Here is a 17787-nt window from a genome sequence, read left to right on the forward strand (position 1 = left end):
ACCGGGGCCCCGGCCCGTCAGCCCATCGCGCGCATCCGGTGGATCTCGGCGGTCTGGGTGGCCACCACCTCGTTCGCCATCTCCTCGACGGCCCCGTTGTTGCCCCCGGCCAGCGCCTCGCCGGCCATCTTCACGGCGCCCTCGTGGTGGGCGGTCATCAGCTTCAGGAAGAGCCGGTCGAAGTCGGTGCCCCTGGCCCCGGTCAGCTCCTCGATCTGCTGCTCCGTGGCCATGCCGGGCATCGCGCCGTGGTCGTGGGCCGCGGCGCCGGAGCCGGGTGACGGGTAACGGGAGAGCCATTTCTCCATGGCCCCGATCTCGGGCCGCTGTGCGGCCGTGATGCGCTCGGCGAGGCGTTTGACGGCGTCCGAGGAGGCCCGGTCGGGGGCGAGGGCGCTCATCGTCAGGGCCTGGCGGTGGTGTTCGGTCATGTGGCGCACGTAGGTCTGGTCGGCGGCGTTGGGGGTGTCGTCGGGGCGTTCCCTCGCGGCCTGTTCGGGGGAGAGGGTGCGGGACTTCTCGCCCGGTTTGCCGGGGGCCACGACCACCGCGGCGTCTTCGCCGGCCCGTCCGCCGCCGCCGTCGTCGTCCTGGCAGCCGGTGAGTGTGAGGAGGAGTGCGGCGGCCAGAGCCGCCCCCAGGAATCGGCCGAGTAATGCGTTTGCCATGTCCATGGAAAGGAAGATACTGCCGGGGTCCAGGTTCCGTTCCCAGGAGGAGCGAAACGTTCGGGCCCCCACGGGAGGCACAGTGACCACGCTGCACACCGTCAGAGTGCGCCACCGGAGTCTGGGGGTGGCCCTGGCCGCCGCCGGACTCCTCACCACGCTCCTGGCCACCGCCGGACCGGCGGCCGCCACCCCCGACCCCGGCGACCTCACACCGGGAGCGGGTTCCCGGCAGAGCGCCGGCCCCGCGCAGGACCGCGAACTCGCACCCGGAGAGATCCCCGGCAAGGACGAGATCGTGCACAGCCGCAACGTCAAGCCCTTGGCCAACATCCCGAGCGCCAACCCCAACACCATCAACTCAGACCTGGCGTTCCAGGGGAACTACGCCTACGCCGGCAACTACGACGGCTTCACGATCTACGACATCGCCGATCCCAAGTCCCCGAAGGTGGTCACCCGGGTCCTGTGCCCCGGCGGCCAGAACGACGTCTCCGTCTCCGGCGACCTGCTCTTCCTCTCCACCGACTCCTCGCGCAGCGACGACTCGTGCAACAGCGTCTCGCAGCCCGCCACGGAGAAGTCGTCGTGGGAGGGCATCAAGATCTTCGACATCAAGGACAAGAAGAACCCCAAGTACATCAAGTCCGTCGAGACCGCCTGCGGTTCCCACACCCACACCCTGGTGCCGGGGGGCCGCGACATCTACCTCTACGTCGCCTCCTACTCGCCCAGCGAGGCCTTCCCGGACTGCCGGCCGCCGCACGACGGCATCTCGGTCGTCAAGGTCCCGAAGAAGGCGCCGACCCAGGCCGCCGTCGTCGCCTTCCCGGTGCTCTTCCCGGACGGCGGAAACCCCGGCGCGCCCACCAACCCCGGAGTCTCCAAGACCACCGGCTGCCACGACATCACCGTGCTGCCGTCCCAGGACCTGGCCGCCGGAGCCTGCATGGGCGACGGCATCCTCTTCGACATCAGCGAGCCCGAGCGGCCCCGCGTCATCGACAGGGTGCAGGACAACGTCAACTTCTCGTTCTGGCACTCCGCGACCTTCAACGAGCGCGCGGACAAGGTGGTGTTCACCGACGAGCTGGGCGGCGGGGGCGGCGCCACCTGCAACGCGGCCACCGGGCCCAACCGGGGCGCCGACGGCATCTACGACATCACCGGCCGCGGAGACCAGCGCAAACTGGTCTTCAAGGGCTACTTCAAGATCCCGCGCGCCCAGGCCGACACCGAGAACTGCGTGGCCCACAACGGCTCGCTGATCCCGGTCGGCGGAGGCCGCGACATCATGGTCCAGGCCTGGTACCAGGGCGGTGTGTCCGTCTGGGACTTCACCGACTCCACCAGCCCCAAGGAGATCGGCTACTTCGAGCGCGGCCCGCTGAGCACCGACCAGCTCGGCATCGGCGGTTCCTGGTCGGCGTACTACTACAACGGCCACATCTACTCGAACGACATAGCCAAGGGCCTGGACGTGCTGCGGCTCGACGACTGGCGCACCGAGAGCGCCAAGTGGGTCCGGATGGACCGGCTCAACGTGCAGAGCCAGCCCGAGTACCACTGACGGGCCCCGCCCGGAACTACCGGGAGAACGTTCCGCCGGGCGGTCCGCCGTCCGGCGGAACGCCCAGCTCCCAGTCCAGCCCGTACCGCTGGAACAGCTCCGCCCGCAGCCGGGACGCGGGCATCGGCGCCCCCGGCAGCAGCACCGCCACCACCGCCCCCATCAGCAGCGCCCGCAGCAGCGGATAGTCCGTGTCCACGTCCTGCGAGCCGTACCGGACCACGGTGTCGCGCAGCAGCGCCGCGAGCCGCTGCTGCTCGGGGCACTGGATGAACCCGTCCGCCTGGAGGATCCCCGCCATGTGCGTCCGCATCAGCCGCGGCTGGTCGCGGGCCAGCCCCAGGATCGCGTCGACGGCACGGGCGAGCCGCTCGCGGCCGTCGTCGCTGCGCGGCTCGCGCTCCAGCCCCGCCTCCAGCGTCAGGTGCATCAGCCGGTGCACGGCCGACTGCAGCAGCTGCCGCTTGCCGGGGAAGTAGTACGAGACCAGGCCGCGGGCCGCGCCCGCCCGGTCGGCGATGTCGCCGAGCTTGGTCGCCTCGTAGCCGCGCTCGGCGACCAGTTCGACCGTCGCCTGCAGCAGCCGCTCCCGGGAACGTCTGCGCAATTCTTCATTGACCGATGCGCTGCGCGGGGACATGCTTACTCCTGCGTTGACTGGCTCCGAGCCAATATACTCAGCGCGCGGGACCGTCTGCCCGGGGTGACGCGGGGGATCACCCCGGGCAGGCACCCCTTCCCCCCTTCCTTGCGTTCCCTCCTCTCCGCGCTCCGGCCGTCCTCCACCACGGCTCCAGCGGAACCCTTCCTTCCATGCCGCCGTGCCACCGCCGCCGGGCGGGCGACCGCGCACGGGCGCATTCTGGCCAGGTGGAGCGCTCTGCCGAGCCGGAGGAGGAAAGCGACGTGGACGCGGTACTCGAAGGAACGGTCGCCCTGGTCACGGGCGCCTCCAGCGGCATCGGCGCCGCCACGGCCGAGGTCCTGACGGCCCACGGCGCGGCCGTGGCGCTCGTCGCCCGGCGCGCCGACCGGCTGGACGAACTCTCCGCGCGCCTGCGCGCCGCCGGGGGGACCGCGCTCGTCATCGCCGCCGACATGGCGTTCGAGGCCCAGGTGCGCGAGGCCGTCGAGCGGACGGTCACGGAACTGGGCCGGCTCGACACCCTCGTCAACAACGCGGGCCTGATGATCCTCGGGCCGGCCGCCGCCGCCACGACCGACGAGTGGCGGCGCATGATCGACATCAACCTGACCGGACTGATGAACACCACCCACGCGGCCCTGCCCCACCTGGCCGCGGCCGCCGCCGAGGGCTCCCGGCGGGTCGCCGACGTCGTCAACGTCTCCTCGGTCGCCGGCCGCGTCGCCTTCGCCGGCAGCAGCGCCTACTGCGCCACCAAGTACGGGGTCGTCGCCTTCAGCGAGGCCCTGCGCCAGGAGACCGCCGGCCGGCACGTCCGGGTGTCCGTGGTGGAGCCGGGCAGCGTGGACACCGAGCTGCGCGACCACAACAGCCCCGAGGTCCAGGAGGCGCTCACGCGCCGGTTCGGCGCGATCGAACGGCTCCAGGCCCGGGACGTCGCCGACACGATCGGCTACGTCGTCACCCGCCCCCGGCACGTGGCGGTGGCCGAGCTGCTGGTGCGCCCCACCGAGCAGGTCTGACCCGGCCCGCCCCGGGCGCCGTCCTACGCCAGCGCGCTGAGCCCCGGTACGAAGGCCACCAGCAGCGGCACCGCGGGCGCCAGGGTGGCCAGGGCCGTCAGCCGCAGCCTGCGGCCCGCGGAGAGACGGGGTGCGGGGGTCAGCAGCCGGCGCACCCGCTGCGGTACGTGGGCCTGCGTCGGGCAGGGGCCGAAGACGCCCCGGTCCTCGTTCAGCCCGACCAGCGCCAGGGCCACCGTCAGCCGCCCGTAACGCCGCGAGGCCATGTCGTCGGCGGCCAGCTCCACCAGCCGGTGCATCTCCGCCTCGAACGCCGCGAACACCGGCACCTGGGGGAACCCCTGGGACAGCGCCCGCGAGCAGTGCAGCAGCCAGTCGTGCCGCGCCGTCACGTGGCCCTGCTCGTGCGCGAGCACCGCGTCCAGCTGGCTGCCCTTGAGCCGGCCCAGCGCCGCGGTGGTCACCACCAGCCGGGGAGCGGCTCCCGGCTGCCACCAGGCTTCCGGACGCGGGCCCTCCAAGACCACCAGCTTCGTCCCCGCGGGGTCCTCGCCGGGCAACAGCGGGGCGCGCAGCTCCAGTTCGGCCCCGCTCGTGCGCCGCCGGGCCCGTGCCCGCAGCACCTCCCGGGTCAGCATCGCCCCGGTCCACAGCCCTCCGCAGGCCAGTGCGAGGGCCGTCCCGGTGGCCCACCGTCCGCCTCCGGCCCCCAGCCCGTACGCGTCGACCACCCCGTGGGGCGCCGCCGCGAAGAGCCGGCCGCGCACCGCCTGCCAGGCGGCGGCCGCGCTGAGCAGCATGGACAGCGCCAGGCACAACAGGGTGGCACCCACCACGCACTGCCACGCCCACAGCGCGACGACGGGTTCACGCTCGGGCCATCGGGCCCGGGCCAGCAGGCGGGGCGCGAGGAACGCGGTCAGAGCGCCGAGCAGCAGAAGGGCGGCGGGGACCATCATGTCCGCCAGCCTATGAGTGGCGCACTTCCCGCGGGTACGCTCCCGGGACATTGGTGACGCAGGACACGTTCGGCTCCCGGTCCGGCGGGGCCTCACATGGTCAGCAGCATCGCCAACATCCCCGTCCCCATGGCGAGTCGGCAGGCCCGCGCGAGGTCGTCCACGCCGCTTTCCGCGTCCACCCCGCTTTCCGTGTCCGCCCCGCTTCCCCCGGCCGCGCGGATCCCGGCCCCCGCCCCCGCCGCGCTCCCCGCCCCCGCCGCGGCGGGCAGGGCGCCGGCGCCCGCCGTCACCAGCCGCGCCCCGCCGAGCAGCACGTACCCGGCGTAGTAGACGAGGAGCGCACCCGTCACCGATGGCAGCCCCGCCCGGACGTGCCCGTGCTCAGGCCCGCCGCCGAGCGTCAGCGCCATGTAGGCCATCGCGAGCGAGCCGACCAGGTGGTGCGCGTGGTGCACCCCGTCGCGCAGCAGCCACAGGGCGTGGACCGAGGCCGCGCAGAAGACCGCCAGCAGGACCGGCGGCCCCCAGGATCCCGTCCCCACCGGCACGGCCATCACCGCCATCCCCAGGCCCATCACCGCCTCGCCCCCCGCCGCCCCGCGCGCCCGTCGCTCCGCTCTGCGCGCCCGCAGCAGACAGTACGTACCGCTCACGGCGCACAGCAGGACCAGCAGCCAGGCGGAGACGGCGGAGGCGGAGAAGGGGGAGAGGGGCATCGCGGGACCGTGCACGGCGGAACCTCCCGGTTCGTCGGCGTCACCGGAAGGGATGCCCGCCCGGCGGCCCTCTCACGCAGCGCTCACGGGGCCCCGCGTTAGGCTCTCCCTGCCGCACCCGGCGCGCCCGTGCGCGCCGCCGCACCGAACGGAGCCCTCCCGATGCCGACCGCCCCCTCCGCAGCCCTGAGTTTCCGCGGCGCCGTGGACGCCGACGTACCGGAGCTGGTGGCTCTCGTCGAGTCCGCCTACCGGGGGGACGCGAGCCGGGCCGGCTGGACCACCGAGGCCGACTTCCTCGACGGGCAGCGCACCGACCCCGACGGAGTCCGCGCGGTCATCGCCAACGCGGACGCCGTCCTCCTCGTCGTCGAGCGGGCCGGCGAGCTGATCGCCTGCTGCCAGCTCGAACACCGTGGTGACCACGTCTACTTCGGCATGTTCGCCGTCCGCCCCGGGCTCCAGGGCGGCGGCCTAGGCAAGGAGATCATGGCGGAGGCCGAGCGCCGCGCCCGCGAGACGTGGGACGCCAAGGAGATGCGGATGACGGTGGTCAACGTACGGGAGGAGCTCATCGCCTACTACGTGCGCCGCGGCTACGAGCGCACCGGCGAACTGAGCCCCTTCCCCTACGGTGACGAGCGCTTCGGCGTGCCGCTCCGCGACGACCTGGCCTTCGAGCTGCTCGTCAAGGCCCTCTGAGGACCGCTGCCGGGACCGCTCCGGAGGTTCCGGCGTTCCGGCGATTCCGGCCGCTCACGCCGTGAAGCGGCCCGTGCTGCGGATCTCCGGGAAGTCGGTGGCGGCGCCGTCCAGTTGCAGGGCCCGCGCCAGCCGCAGCTGGTCCAGCGTGTTGACCGTCCAGCCCGTCACCCGCAGTCCGGCCGCGTGCGCCGCCTCCACCGTCTCCAGGGAGATCCGGCGGATGTCGAGCGCGAGGGTCCGTGCCCCCGCCGCCCGGCCCAGGTCCACGACGTCCTCCCGGTGCCCGGCGACCCGCAGGACGGTGCGGACGCCCGGGGCCCGGTCGGCGACGGAGGTGAGGAGGCCGCCGTCACCGGAGGCCACCTCCACCCGTGAGGTCAGGTCCCGGCGCACGACCAGCTCCGCGAGCGCCCGGGCGGCGCCCCGGTCGTGCACCGCCACCAGGAGCGGGGGCTGCACGGCGTCGAGCACCTCGTCCAGGAGCGGTACGCGTTCGCCGTCGCCGGCGTCCAGTCCGCGCAGTTCGGCCAGGGTCAGGTCGGCGACGGCGCCCGCGCCGTCGGTGGTGCGGTCGACCTCGGCGTCGTGCAGGACGACGAGGGCGCCGTCCTTGCTGAGACGGACGTCCAGCGCGATCACGTCCATCCCGCAGCGTTCCGCGCGGACGAACGACCGCACGGTGTTCTCCGGTTCGACGCCCATGACCCCGCGGTGACCGATGGTGAGGAAAGTCAAGGTTCTCTCGCTTCCGTCGACGGCGGCTCGGCGCGCGTTCGCGGTGTCCCTTCCGGCCGCGCGCGCGGTGAGGTCGCATGCTAGTGCGCCGCGGTCACGAGGGGACCGGCCGTGCAAGGCCTCGCGGAAGCCCCCCGGCCGCTTCCCGACAGGGCCGTGCGCGCCGGGCGGCGCCGGGGAGCCCCTGCCGCGTCACCCGGGCGTGGGCGAGTCCCCGTCGGCTTGACGGCCGGGGTCCGCGAGGGCCCCGGCGGCCGGGTCGGCGGGCCCGGCCTGCGCGAGGTCCGCCAGCAGGGCCTCGGCGAGTTCCAGTTCGGCCAGGTGCTGGCGCTCGCTCCAGCGCAGGGCCAGCGCGGGGAAGGCCCACTCCGGGACCTCCGTCGCGTGCGCCATGGCCTCCCGTACGGCGGCCAGCTCGGCCAGCGTCCGGTCCATGTGCTCCTCCACCATCGCGCGCAGCCGCTCCGGCTCCGACAGGTGCCCGAGCCAGACGCGCAGCAGCAGCCCGTGCTTGAGCACCGGCGGGCCCGCCTCGGCCGTGTCCGAGGCCCAGCCGGCCAGGGCGGCGCGCCCCGCGTCGGTGATGGCGTAGCGGCGCTTGGCGCGGACCTCCTCGGGTCCCGAGCGCACGGAGGCCGCGTAGCCGAGCTCCTCCAGCCGCCGCAGTTCCGCGTAGATCTGGCTGATGGCCGGAGACCAGTAGAAGAAGCGCAGGGAGGAGTCCGCCCACTTCTTCAGTTCGTACCCGGTGCGCTCCCCGGGGAACGACAGCAGGCCGAGGACGGCCCACGCGGTCGGCGGGAGCTCTTGCTTGTTCGAGGTCTGACTACTAGTCATATTTCGAATAGAAGTGAGTCCGGGCAGTGGACGCGATCCTGGAGGCACCGTGATTTTCTCCGTCATCTTCGAAGCTCAGCTCGCCGACCCGACCGTGGAACGGGAGCACCAGGTGATCCGCGACTGCGTCGAGCAGGCGGTGCTCGCCGAACGCATGGGATTCGACCGGATCTGGGCCGTGGAACACCACTCCTTGAAGTGGTACTCCCACCTGTCCGCCCCGGAGGTCTTCCTGAGCTACGTCGCGGCCCGGACGCACACCATACGCATCGGGCACGGCGTCGTGTGCATGCCCTTCAACTTCAACCACCCGGTCCGGGTCGCCGAGCGCGCCGCCATGCTCGACCTGCTCTCCGGCGGCCGCCTCGACCTGGGCGCCGGGCGCGGTGGCACCGCGCAGGAGACCTCGCTCTGCGGGGTCGACCCGCTGCGCACCACCGCCGAGGTGGAGGAGGCGCTGCGGATCATCGGCAAGGCCTGGCAGGAGGACGAGCTGGAGTACCACGGCCCGCTCGTGGACATCGACCCGCACCCGATCCTGCCGCGCCCGGCCCAGAGGCCGCACCCGCCGCTCTTCCTCGCGTGCAGCCGGGGCGAGACCCTGGTGCGGGCCGCCGAGCTGGGGGTCGGGGCGCTGGTGATGGGCTTCGCCGGGCCGGAGGCGGTCGCGGGGATGCGGGCCGTGTACGACGGGGCGCGCGAGGCCCGGGACGGCGGCGCGTTCGTCTCGACGGTCGTCAACGACCACTTCTCCGTGCTCTGCCCGACGATCGTGCTCGACGATCCCGAGGAGGCCCGGCGGATCGGGGTGCGGGGCCAGCGCTTCTTCGCGCAGTCCATCGGCCACTGGTACGGGGGAGCCGGCGTCCCGGACGAGGCGGTGGAGGAGGGGGGTGACGAGGAGGCCCGGATGCGCGGGGCCGCCGAGCAGGTCGTGGCCCGGCTGCACGAGCTGGACATCCCGGTCCGGCCCACCGCCACCGCCACCTTCAACGCCGATCACGCCTACGGGAGCGCGGAGGAGGCCATCGCGTACGTGGAGCGCCTGCGGCGGGCGGGCGCCGACGAGGTGATGTGCCTGATCCAGATGGGCACGGTGCCGCAGGAGGCCTGCCTGGAGACCATTCGGCAGTGGGGGGAGAAGGTGATCCCGCACTTCACGGGCAAAACGGGCGCTCGGGGTCCCTCTGTCAGCGGTGTGTGAGGTATTCCACCGACGGCGCTCCAGGCACCCCGGATACCCCTTCGAGTCTTGGAGCGTCTAGGCGGAGTGGTGGCCTCCACCCATACGGACAGGAAGAATTTCGGTGGAGAAGGGGGTCGGGCAGGATAATTTCCCGCATTCCCTCTTGAGTGGGAGAGCCACGCATGCATACGCTGTCTTGACGTGAGGTTCTCCTGTGGAGGAAGTGACATGACGGAAACTCTTGTGCCGGGTGCCGGCGGTGCCGTGATAACCGCTGGGACGCGGGTGGTCGACCACCCTGCGTGGCTCGCGCTCAAGGCCGCCGTGGAGGAGATCCGCCCCTGGCAGTCCAAGGACGGTTCGATCGACTTCGAGGCGGCCGGAGCCCCCGCCCCGGTCGACGTCGAGGCCGCCGTGGAGCGGGCCGTCGACGCCGTGGAGACGCTGTCCCCGCTGCTGCCGCACGCCGCCGTGTACCACCGTGCGCTCGTCGCCGACCTGCGCAAGTGGGTCGCGGACGGCTTCAGGGTGCCGGACTTCCTGGACTCCCTGCTGGCCTTCCACCCGGCCGCCGAGCGCGCCGACGGGCTCCAGCACCTCGTCGTCTTCCCCATGTACACGCAGAACGGCAACCTCGACCGCAACTTCGAGGCCGTCGTCCTGAAGATGGTGTGGCCCGAGTGGCTCTCCGAGCTGGAGCGCACCCGGTACGACAACCCGCTGTTCCTCGGCATCACCTTCGAGGACTTCACCCCGGGCTACGACACCCACTCCGCCGTGCTCTTCCCGGAGACCATCGCCGTCCGCGAGGCCCCCGAGCGCTTCACCTGGGGCGGCATCTTCTGCGACCGCGAGGCCGCCCGCTACCGCAAGGTGACCGAGGCCGCCGTCGACATCCTCGGCATCGAGCTGCCCGAGGACATCGCCCGCATGGTCGAGGACCAGGAGCGCTGCGAGAAGGCCTTCGTCCTGTGGGACATGGTCCACGACCGCACGCACAGCCACGGCGACCTGCCGTTCGACCCCTTCATGATCAAGCAGCGCCAGCCGTTCTGGATGTACGGCCTGGAAGAGCTGCGCTGCGACCTCACCGCCTTCAAGGAGGCCGTGAAGCTGGAGTCCGAGGGCAACGAGCACGGCCGTGACGTCCAGTACGCCGTCCTCTTCGACCGGATGTTCCGCTTCCCGGTCTCGGGCGACCGCAACCGCAACTACGACGGCCTCGGCGGCCAGCTGCTCTTCGCGTACCTCCACAAGCACGACGTCGTGCGCTGGACGGACAACAAGCTGAAGATCGACTGGATGCGGGCCCCACAGGTCACCAACCAGCTGTGCGCCGAGATCGAGGACCTCTACCGGGCCGGCATCGACCGCCCGAAGCTCGTCCACTGGTTCAAGGCGTACGAGCTCGTCTCCACCTACCTCGCCCCGCACCCGGGCTCCAAGTGGGCCAAGGGTCCCGACGCCCTCGACCTGACGCAGCCGCCGCGCAAGCTCGTCGACGACGTGCTCGCGGACGAGTTTCCGCTCAGCATGTTCTATGAGGCCCTCGCCAAGAAGCTCAAGGGTGTGATCGCCTCGACCAAGGGCATCACCGCCCTGAACGCCGCAACGGCCGAGCGGGCCGACGCGTGAGCACTCGCCCTCAGGAGGCTGCACAGATGAACGGCTCCGGGAACGGCAACGGCGCGCTCCGTGGAGCGGTGGTGGCGGTGGCCGGGGCCGCCGGCCCCGCCGGCCGCGCCACCCTGCTCCGCCTGGCCGAGGCGGGCGCCACCGTGGTCGCCGCCGACGCGGACGCGGCACGGCTCGCGGAGGCCGTCGACGCGGCCCGCTACGCCCACGGCGGCGCGACCGTCACCGGCGACACCGTCGACCTGCTCGACCTGGAGGCCACCAAGGCCTGGGCCGAGCGCACGGAGAAGGAGTTCGGCCGGATCGACGGCGTCGTCCACTTGGTCGGCGGCTGGCGCGGCAGCAAGACCTTCACCGACGTGGACCTCGCGGACTGGGGCTTCCTGGAGAAGCTCCTCATCCGCACCGTCCAGCACACCTCGCTCGCCTTCCACGACGGCCTGCTGCGCAGCGACCGTGGACGCTACGTGCTGATCAGCCAGTCCGGCGCGCACAAGCCGGTCGCCAACAACGCCGCGTACAACGCGGGCAAGGCGGCCGCCGAGGCCTGGACCCTGGCCATGGCGGATTCCTTCCGCAAGGCCGGGGGCGAGGACGGTCCGAGCGCCGCGGCTGCGATCCTGGTCATCAAGGCACTGGTGCACGACGCGATGCGCGCCGAGCGTCCCAATGCGAAGTTCGCGGGCTTCACCGACGTCAAGGAGCTGGCCGAGGCCATCGCCGGCGTGTGGGAGCGGCCCGCCTCCGAAGTGAACGGACAGCGTCTGTGGCTCACCCCGCAACCGTGAGGACCGAGACCGGCAAGACCGACGCCCGGCGTCACCACGACCCGGCCGTGCGCGGATTCGCCAGCGACAACTACGCGGGCGTGCACCCCGAGGTGCTCGCCGCCGTCGCGCTCGCCAACGGTGGCCACCAGGTCTCCTACGGCGAGGACGAGTACACCGAACACCTGCAGAAGATCTTCCGCAGTCACTTCGGGCCGTCCGCGCAGGCCTTCCCGGTCTTCAACGGCACCGGCGCCAACGTCACGGCCCTCCAGGCCATGACCGACCGCTGGGGCGCGGTGATCTGCGCCAAGACCGCCCACATCAACGTGGACGAGGGCGGCGCGCCCGAGCGGATGGCGGGCATCAAGCTGCTCGCCGTACCGACGCCGGACGGCAAGCTCACCCCGGAGCTGATCGACCAGGAGGCCTGGGGCTTCGAGGACGAGCACCGGGCGATGCCCCAGGTCGTCTCGATCACGCAGAACACCGAGCTCGGCACGGTCTACACCCCGGACGAGATCAGGGCGATCTGCGAGCACGCGCACGGCCTCGGCATGAAGGTGCACCTCGACGGTGCCCGGATAGCCAACGCCGCGGCCTCGCTCGACGTGCCGATGCGCACCTTCACCAACGCGGTCGGCGTGGACGTGCTGTCGTACGGCGGCACGAAGAACGGCATGATGTTCGGCGAGGCCGTGGTGGTGCTGAACCCGGACGCGGTCCGGCAGATGAAGCACATCCGCAAGATGTCGATGCAGCTCGCCTCCAAGATGCGGTTCGTCTCGGTGCAGCTGGAAGCGCTGCTCGCGAAGGACCTGTGGCTGCGCAACGCCCGCCACGGCAACGCGATGGCGCAGCGGCTCGCGGCCGGTGTGCGCGAGACCGACGGGGTGGAGATCCTCTACCCGGTGCAGGCCAACGCCGTCTTCGCGCGGCTCCCGCACGAGGTCACGCGCCGGCTCCAGCAGCGCTACCGCTTCTACTTCTGGGACGAGGCGGCCGGTGACGTCCGCTGGATGTGCGGCTTCGACACCCAGGAGGAGGACGTCGACGGCTTCCTCCAGGCGCTCAAGGAGGAGCTGGCCCGGTAGCCACCTCCCCGCACAAAACTGAATACATATGCCTCCGACCGCAAATCTATTGATCTGCGGTCGGAGGCATGCCTATGCTGCGGATCATGGAACTCATCCAGCAGGACCCGGATATCCACGCCTATTTGGCGTCCGACGAAGCCATCGACCACTGGCATCCCCTGGTGCAAGAAACCGCCGACGTCCTCTGGATCGCCACCGGCGACGCATATTCATACGCCGAAGCCGCCTTCGAATTCGTCCGCGACACGATCCCGCACTCCGCCGACTCCGGGGACACGCGGGTCTCCTGGCGCGCCTCCGACGTGCTGGGCACGCGCAACGGCATCTGCTACGCCAAATCCCACGCCCTCGTCGCCCTGCTGCGCGCCCAGGGGATCCCCGCGGGCCTCTGCTACCAGCTGCTCGCCGACGACGACGGCTCCCGTGCGGTGGTCCACGGCCTGGTGGCCCTGCGGCTGCCCGGCGGCGAACGCTGGGCCCGCGTCGACCCCCGGGGCAACAAGCCCGGTGTCGACGCCCGGTTCACCCTCGACCACGAGCGGCTCGCCTTCCCCGTGCGCCCGGAACTCGGCGAGGTCGACTACCCCGAGCTCCACGCGGCCCCGCACCCCGCCGCGCTCAAGGCCCTCCGGGAGTCCGCCGACCGGCAGGAGCTGTGGCGGAAGCTGCCGGCCGCCCTGTAGCCGGGACCCGTGCCACCCGCCCGCGCGCCGACACCAGCAGGTGCAGTGCGGCGGCCGCGAGCTGCAGCACGGCGATCCCGAGCAGCAGCGTCCACGGAGGCGCACCGGCGGCCAGCCCGACCAGGGCGGCACCCGACGAAGCCGCCGTCACCTTCAGCCCCGCCCCCAGGGTGAACACCTGGGCCCGCACCGCGCCCGGGGCGTGCTCCGAGCGGATCCGCAGCGTGGCCGTCAGAAGCGGCCCGTCGCACACCCCCGCCGCCGCGAACGCGGCCGCCGTCAGCGCGACCGACGGCGCGAACGCCGCCACCCCGAGAGCGGCCCCCGTCCCCGCCATGGCCCAGCGGGCCAGCCGGCCCGGCGCCACCGACGTCAGCCGGCCCAACGTCAGCGACCCGGCCAGCGCACCCACCGCGAAGGCCGTCATCAACACCCCGCCCGCGCCGGGCCGGCCGAGCCCGCGGGCCAGCAGCACCGAGGTGGTGGTCAGCGCCCCGACACCGACGAAGGCCAGTGTCGTCGCCGAGGTGATCGCCCGCAGCTCCCGGACCCGCCACAGCGTGGCCAGCCCCGCGCCCAGACCGGCCCTGGGCGCCTTGCCCGGCGGGCCCGCGCCCGGACCCTCGTACGCGTCCCCCCGGGGGCTCCCGTTCGGCCCCTCGTACGGCAGGGACGCGGCCAGGGCCGCCGCCAGTGCCGCGGAGACCGCCAGCACCCCCATCGCGGGCCCCGCCGAGACCATCGCCCCGGCCAGGCCGACCGCCGCCGGGGCCGTGACCGAGGCCGCGTTGTACGTGGAGGCGTCCCAGCCGTACGCCCGGTCGCGCCCCGGGCCCTGCGGGACCAGCCCCGCCACCAGGCTCGACAGCCCGCCCGTCACCACCGGCCCGCAGGAACCGCCCAGTACCGCCACCGCGATCACCACCGGCACCGGGGCCCGGCCCAGCAGCGCCGCCAGGGCCGCCACGGCGGCCGTGAAACCGGCCAGCGCGCCCGCGTAGAACAGCCGGGGCCGGCGCGCCCGCGCCGCGGCGGCGCCCGCCAGCGGCGCGGCCAGCACGTGCGGGGCCATCCAGGCCGTCAGTACGAACGCCCCGTGCGCGGCGCTCCCCGTCCGCTCCAGGGCCAGCAGCACCACGCCCATGCCCATGCCCTCGGAGGCGAAGCGAGCGGCGAGTGCCCCTGCCAGATACCGCCCGAACCCGCCCACCGGCGAACCCCCTCCGCGTCCCGGTCACGTGCTGCGTGATCAGGACGTTACGCCGGACGGGTGAAGGGCGGAAGGATCCTCGGGGGGCGCCCGGTGGGCTCGAACATCGGCACGGGGAGTGAGCCGGCCGACGGCGCGTGCGCGGCCGGAGCGCCCCGGTGGACCGCCCCCGCCGGGAGGTGGGTCAGCCGGCTTCCTTGACCTGCGCCGCCGTCGGGGCCGTGCCGCCGAGGTGCGCGGGCAGCCACCAGGAGTCCTCGGGACCCTTGGGCTTGGCCGGGTAGGCGGCCTGCGCGGCGTCCAGCAGCTCCTGCACGCGCTCGCGCAGACGGCGCGTGATGGCGCCCGCGTACTGGTCGGCCGGGGCCTCCAGGGGCTCGCCGACGCGCATCGTCACCGGGATGTGGCTGCGCTTGAGGTCCTTGGGCCGGCCCTTGGTCCACAGCCGCTGGGTACCCCACAGCGCGACCGGGATCAGCGGGACACCGGCCTCCTGCGCCATGCGCGCGGCACCGGACTTGAAGCTCTTGAGGGTGAAGGACTGGGAGATCGTCGCCTCCGGGAACACCCCGATGATCTCGCCGGAGCGCAGCGAGTCCAGCGCGCGCTGGTAGGCGTCCTCACCCTGCTTGCGGTCCACCGGGATGTGCTTCATCGCGCGCATCAGGGGGCCGGACACCTTGTGCCGGAACACCGACTCCTTGGCCATGAAGCGGACCAGGCGCTTCTGCGGCCGCGCGGTCAGGCCCGCGAAGATGAAGTCGAGGTACCCGATGTGGTTCGACACCAGGACCGCCCCACCCTTGCGCGGGATGTTCTCGGTGCCCTTCATGTCGATGCGGATGTCCAGCGCACGGAAGAGGGTGTGCGCGGCGCCGATCACTGGGGGGTAGACGAGCTCAGCCATGGTGGGGAGACCCCGCTTTCTGCCTGGGGAGGTGCTCCCGGCCGGAAGTTACGGAAGCGTAGGTACGCGACCATGGGGATGGTGCCCCAAACGCGGCGCGCTGGCCAGCCCAGACGCCCGCGCCCGGGGAGATTCTCGTCACGCGGGGAATGCGCGGCGACGGACGAGTGCTGCGATCAGCGTACGTACATACGGACGGGGCGGACGGGAGCGGGCGTGCAGGGGCGCGAACAGGGTGGTCGGGGCGCGGGCGGACAGGGCCCGCTGGGCGCCGCCGAGCTGGGGGAGGAGCCGGGGGAGCGGGCGAGTCTGGTCCAGTTCTCCAGCGCCTTCTGCCAGCCCTGCCGGGCCACCCGGCGGATCCTCTCCGAGGTCGCCGCCATGGTCGACGGGGTCGCGCACATCGAGATCGACGCCGAGCGCAACCTCCCCCTGGTGCGGGCCCTCGGCATCGAGAAGACCCCGACCGTGCTCGTCCTGGACTCCGCCGGGCGGATCGTCCGGCGTGCGGCGGGGATGCCGCGCAAGGCGGACGTGATCGCGGCCCTGGGGGCCGCGGTATGACGGGCGCGCCGGTCCGTGCGCCCGCACGCAGCGTGACGCGCCTGACATCTGACCGTCGCGGCTTGACTGTGTACACGTGAGATCGCCAGGCTGACGACATGCGGTATGAACTCCTGCTCCACGGGCGGGTCCACGTGGACCTCGTCCGCCACGCGAGCGCGCGCTGTCGGGACCACTGAACGCCCCCGGCCCCCGATCCCTCGACTGCGCCCGCGATCCCCGCGGCAGAAGGAAGTCTTCCCATGACGGCCCCGACGCTCCCGACGGCCTCGTACGCACCTTTCGCCCCTGACGCCTCCGACGCCACCGGCGGTGCGGACCGGGCGGCCCCCGCCGGGGCCCTCGACGGGTCCCCCGGCCCCCGGGGCGGCCCGGCCCGGCCCGGATCGCCGGAGCTGCTGCGCTCGGTCTTCCGCCGCCACGCCGCCGGTGTCGCCGTGATCACCGCGGAGTCCGGCGGCCGGCCCGCCGGATTCACCGCGACCTCGCTGAACTCCGTCTCGGCGGAACCCCCGCTGCTCTCGTTCACCATCGGCACCGGCTCCTCCAGCTGGCCCGCCGTACGGGACTGCGAGTACATCGGCGTCCACATACTCGGTGAGCACCAGCGGGAGCTGGCCGGCCTCTTCGCGCGCAGCGGGGCGGACCGCTTCGGCCCGGGCACCGGCTGGGCCGCGGGGCCGCACGGCGTGCCGCTGCTCGACGGGGTGCTGGCGTGGCTGGTGTGCCGGGTGGTGGCCAGGGTGCCAGCCGGTGAGCATCGTGTGATCATCGCGGAAGCGGTGGCCGGGGACCCGGCGGGCGAGGGCCGGCCGCTGCTGTACCACCAGGGACGCTTCAACGCGTTGCGCGACTGAATCGTCCCTGCTGGGGTGGGTTCGGGCGGCGTTGGCCAGATCACAGTTCAGTGGCCTTGCCTCCGGGGAGGACCCGTTGTGTACTGACGAGTAACATTCCCTTCGGAGCGCGGGCCGCCCCGACCGGGATCCGCCCCACAAGGCGCCTATGCTGCCTGCACAAGGCGGTACCAGTAAAAGACGATGCGGTAGGAGAGTCGGCGTGAGCCTGAGGATCGTTGTCTGTGTGAAGTACGTGCCCGACGCCACCGGTGACCGGCACTTCGCCGATGACCTGACCGTGGACCGCGACGACGTCGACGGCCTGCTGTCGGAGCTCGACGAGTACGCCGTCGAGCAGGCGCTGCAGATCGCCGACGAGGCGGACGACGCCGAGATCACCGTTCTGACGGTGGGCCCCGAGGACGCCAAGGACGCGCTGCGCAAGGCGCTGTCGATGGGCGCCGACAAGGCCATCCACGTCGAGGACGACGACCTGCACGGCAGCGACGTCATGGGCACCTCCCTGGTGCTCGCCAAGGCGATCGAGAAGGCCGGCTACGACCTGGTCATCACCGGCATGGCGTCGACGGACGGCACCATGGGTGTCCTCCCGGCGATCCTGGCCGAGCGCCTGGGCGTCCCGCAGGTCACGCTGCTCTCCGAGGTCAAGGTCGAGGACGGCACCGTGACCGGCCGTCGCGACGGTGACTCCGCGAGCGAGCAGCTCGAGGCCTCCCTCCCCGCCGTCGTCTCCGTGACCGACCAGTCCGGTGAGGCCCGCTACCCGTCCTTCAAGGGCATCATGGCCGCCAAGAAGAAGCCGGTGGAGTCCTGGGACCTGGACGAGCTGGACATCGAGGCCGAAGAGGTCGGTCTCGAAGGCTCCTGGACCGCGGTCGACTCCGCGGCGCAGCGTCCGGCCCGCACCGCCGGCACGATCGTCAAGGACGAGGGCGAGGGCGGCAAGCAGCTGGCCGAGTTCCTGGCCGGCCAGAAGTTCATCTAAGAACTTCAGCCCCCTTAGTAGCCCCCAGACAC

The 17787-nt window shown here is 72.5% G+C and carries 19 protein-coding genes; 11 read left to right on the forward strand and 8 right to left on the reverse strand.

Translation table 11 applies throughout. The annotated features are described in order from the left end of the window. Window positions 1-17 precede the first annotated feature (17 nt). Window positions 18-674, reverse strand: coding sequence for a DUF305 domain-containing protein (locus OG295_RS31495; RefSeq protein ID WP_371680005.1), 657 nt, complete (start codon window positions 672-674; stop codon window positions 18-20). Window positions 675-750: 76 nt separating this feature from the next. Here OG295_RS31495 and OG295_RS31500 point away from each other — a divergent pair, with 76 nt between their 5' ends. After that, complete coding sequence (locus OG295_RS31500) at window positions 751-2238, forward strand: LVIVD repeat-containing protein (protein WP_371680006.1); 1488 nt, start codon at window positions 751-753, stop codon at window positions 2236-2238. A gap of 16 nt (window positions 2239-2254) precedes the next feature. Here the strand turns inward: OG295_RS31500 and OG295_RS31505 are convergent, their stop codons facing one another. Then, window positions 2255-2878, reverse strand: a complete 624-nt coding sequence (locus OG295_RS31505; RefSeq protein ID WP_371680007.1) for a TetR/AcrR family transcriptional regulator — start codon at window positions 2876-2878, stop codon at window positions 2255-2257. Between the two features lie 230 nt (window positions 2879-3108). Here OG295_RS31505 and OG295_RS31510 point away from each other — a divergent pair, with 230 nt between their 5' ends. After that, window positions 3109-3906, forward strand: a complete 798-nt coding sequence (locus tag OG295_RS31510; RefSeq protein ID WP_371680008.1) for an SDR family NAD(P)-dependent oxidoreductase — start codon at window positions 3109-3111, stop codon at window positions 3904-3906. Between the two features lie 23 nt (window positions 3907-3929). Here the strand turns inward: OG295_RS31510 and OG295_RS31515 are convergent, their stop codons facing one another. Both OG295_RS31515 and OG295_RS31520 read right to left on the reverse strand, forming a co-directional pair. Continuing rightward, complete coding sequence (locus tag OG295_RS31515; protein ID WP_371680009.1) at window positions 3930-4865, reverse strand: M56 family metallopeptidase; 936 nt, start codon at window positions 4863-4865, stop codon at window positions 3930-3932. 92 nt (window positions 4866-4957) lie between these two features. Continuing rightward, window positions 4958-5584, reverse strand: a complete 627-nt coding sequence (locus OG295_RS31520) for a DUF5134 domain-containing protein (protein ID WP_371680010.1) — start codon at window positions 5582-5584, stop codon at window positions 4958-4960. Between the two features lie 162 nt (window positions 5585-5746). On the opposite strand from OG295_RS31520, the gene OG295_RS31525 reads away from it, so the two are divergent. After that, on the forward strand, window positions 5747-6286 hold the full coding sequence (locus OG295_RS31525; protein WP_371680011.1) for a GNAT family N-acetyltransferase: 540 nt from the start codon (window positions 5747-5749) through the stop codon (window positions 6284-6286). 54 nt (window positions 6287-6340) lie between these two features. On the opposite strand, the gene OG295_RS31530 is transcribed toward OG295_RS31525, so the two are convergent. Continuing rightward, a complete protein-coding gene (locus tag OG295_RS31530) occupies window positions 6341-7024 on the reverse strand; it encodes a glycerophosphodiester phosphodiesterase (protein ID WP_371680013.1) in 684 nt (227 codons plus the stop codon). Between the two features lie 192 nt (window positions 7025-7216). Further along, window positions 7217-7861, reverse strand: a complete 645-nt coding sequence (locus tag OG295_RS31535; RefSeq protein ID WP_371680014.1) for a PadR family transcriptional regulator — start codon at window positions 7859-7861, stop codon at window positions 7217-7219. A gap of 49 nt (window positions 7862-7910) precedes the next feature. Here OG295_RS31535 and OG295_RS31540 point away from each other — a divergent pair, with 49 nt between their 5' ends. The 5 genes from OG295_RS31540 (at window position 7911) to OG295_RS31560 (ending at window position 13229) form a co-directional block, all read left to right on the forward strand. Beyond that, window positions 7911-9065, forward strand: a complete 1155-nt coding sequence (locus OG295_RS31540; protein WP_371680015.1) for an LLM class flavin-dependent oxidoreductase — start codon at window positions 7911-7913, stop codon at window positions 9063-9065. 210 nt (window positions 9066-9275) lie between these two features. Continuing rightward, window positions 9276-10682 carry a DUF6421 family protein gene (locus OG295_RS31545; RefSeq protein ID WP_371680016.1) on the forward strand — a complete coding sequence of 469 codons (1407 nt, stop codon included), beginning with the start codon at window positions 9276-9278 and terminating at the stop codon, window positions 10680-10682. Between the two features lie 26 nt (window positions 10683-10708). Next, complete coding sequence (locus OG295_RS31550) at window positions 10709-11470, forward strand: SDR family NAD(P)-dependent oxidoreductase (protein WP_371680017.1); 762 nt, start codon at window positions 10709-10711, stop codon at window positions 11468-11470. Further along, window positions 11449-12543, forward strand: coding sequence for a low specificity L-threonine aldolase (locus tag OG295_RS31555; RefSeq protein WP_371680018.1), 1095 nt, complete (start codon window positions 11449-11451; stop codon window positions 12541-12543). Before OG295_RS31550 ends, OG295_RS31555 begins: the two co-directional genes overlap by 22 nt. Window positions 12544-12629: 86 nt before the next feature. Beyond that, window positions 12630-13229 carry a transglutaminase family protein gene (locus OG295_RS31560; RefSeq protein WP_371680019.1) on the forward strand — a complete coding sequence of 200 codons (600 nt, stop codon included), beginning with the start codon at window positions 12630-12632 and terminating at the stop codon, window positions 13227-13229. Here the strand turns inward: OG295_RS31560 and OG295_RS31565 are convergent. Both OG295_RS31565 and OG295_RS31570 read right to left on the reverse strand, forming a co-directional pair. Beyond that, window positions 13165-14439: an MFS transporter gene (locus tag OG295_RS31565; RefSeq protein ID WP_371680020.1), complete on the reverse strand. Its 1275-nt coding sequence runs from the start codon at window positions 14437-14439 to the stop codon at window positions 13165-13167. The genes OG295_RS31560 and OG295_RS31565 overlap by 65 nt on opposite strands. Window positions 14440-14623: 184 nt before the next feature. Then, a complete protein-coding gene (locus tag OG295_RS31570) occupies window positions 14624-15346 on the reverse strand; it encodes a lysophospholipid acyltransferase family protein (RefSeq protein ID WP_371680021.1) in 723 nt (240 codons plus the stop codon). Window positions 15347-15562: 216 nt separating this feature from the next. On the opposite strand from OG295_RS31570, the gene OG295_RS31575 reads away from it, so the two are divergent. From OG295_RS31575 to OG295_RS31585, 3 genes are all read left to right on the forward strand, one after another. Beyond that, entirely contained in the window at window positions 15563-15910 is a 348-nt protein-coding gene (locus OG295_RS31575; protein ID WP_371680022.1) for a thioredoxin family protein, read from the forward strand. Between the two features lie 215 nt (window positions 15911-16125). Then, the gene (locus OG295_RS31580; RefSeq protein WP_371681366.1) at window positions 16126-16767 is read left to right on the forward strand and encodes a flavin reductase family protein; all 642 of its coding nucleotides are present in this window, start codon (window positions 16126-16128) and stop codon (window positions 16765-16767) included. Window positions 16768-16969: 202 nt separating this feature from the next. After that, a complete protein-coding gene (locus OG295_RS31585; protein WP_030232828.1) occupies window positions 16970-17755 on the forward strand; it encodes an electron transfer flavoprotein subunit beta/FixA family protein in 786 nt (261 codons plus the stop codon). The last annotated feature ends 32 nt before the right edge of the window (window positions 17756-17787 follow it).

Origin of the sequence: Streptomyces sp. NBC_01276 (assembly GCF_041435355.1) — a bacterium.
In the GTDB taxonomy this organism is placed as follows: domain Bacteria; phylum Actinomycetota; class Actinomycetes; order Streptomycetales; family Streptomycetaceae; genus Streptomyces.

What these genes read in the sequence shown, in the direction of transcription:
- OG295_RS31520 (WP_371680010.1), bottom strand. Translation starts at nt 5,584, where the DNA reads ATGCCCCTCTCCCCCTTCTCCGCCTCCGCCGTCTCCGCCTGGCTGCTG.
- OG295_RS31570 (WP_371680021.1), bottom strand. Translation starts at nt 15,346, where the DNA reads ATGGCTGAGCTCGTCTACCCCCCAGTGATCGGCGCCGCGCACACCCTC.
- OG295_RS31515 (WP_371680009.1), bottom strand. Translation starts at nt 4,865, where the DNA reads ATGATGGTCCCCGCCGCCCTTCTGCTGCTCGGCGCTCTGACCGCGTTC.
- OG295_RS31535 (WP_371680014.1), bottom strand. Translation starts at nt 7,861, where the DNA reads ATGACTAGTAGTCAGACCTCGAACAAGCAAGAGCTCCCGCCGACCGCG.
- OG295_RS31525 (WP_371680011.1), top strand. Translation starts at nt 5,747, where the DNA reads ATGCCGACCGCCCCCTCCGCAGCCCTGAGTTTCCGCGGCGCCGTGGAC.
- OG295_RS31545 (WP_371680016.1), top strand. Translation starts at nt 9,276, where the DNA reads ATGACGGAAACTCTTGTGCCGGGTGCCGGCGGTGCCGTGATAACCGCT.
- OG295_RS31495 (WP_371680005.1), bottom strand. Translation starts at nt 674, where the DNA reads ATGGACATGGCAAACGCATTACTCGGCCGATTCCTGGGGGCGGCTCTG.
- OG295_RS31505 (WP_371680007.1), bottom strand. Translation starts at nt 2,878, where the DNA reads ATGTCCCCGCGCAGCGCATCGGTCAATGAAGAATTGCGCAGACGTTCC.
- OG295_RS31550 (WP_371680017.1), top strand. Translation starts at nt 10,709, where the DNA reads ATGAACGGCTCCGGGAACGGCAACGGCGCGCTCCGTGGAGCGGTGGTG.
- OG295_RS31560 (WP_371680019.1), top strand. Translation starts at nt 12,630, where the DNA reads ATGGAACTCATCCAGCAGGACCCGGATATCCACGCCTATTTGGCGTCC.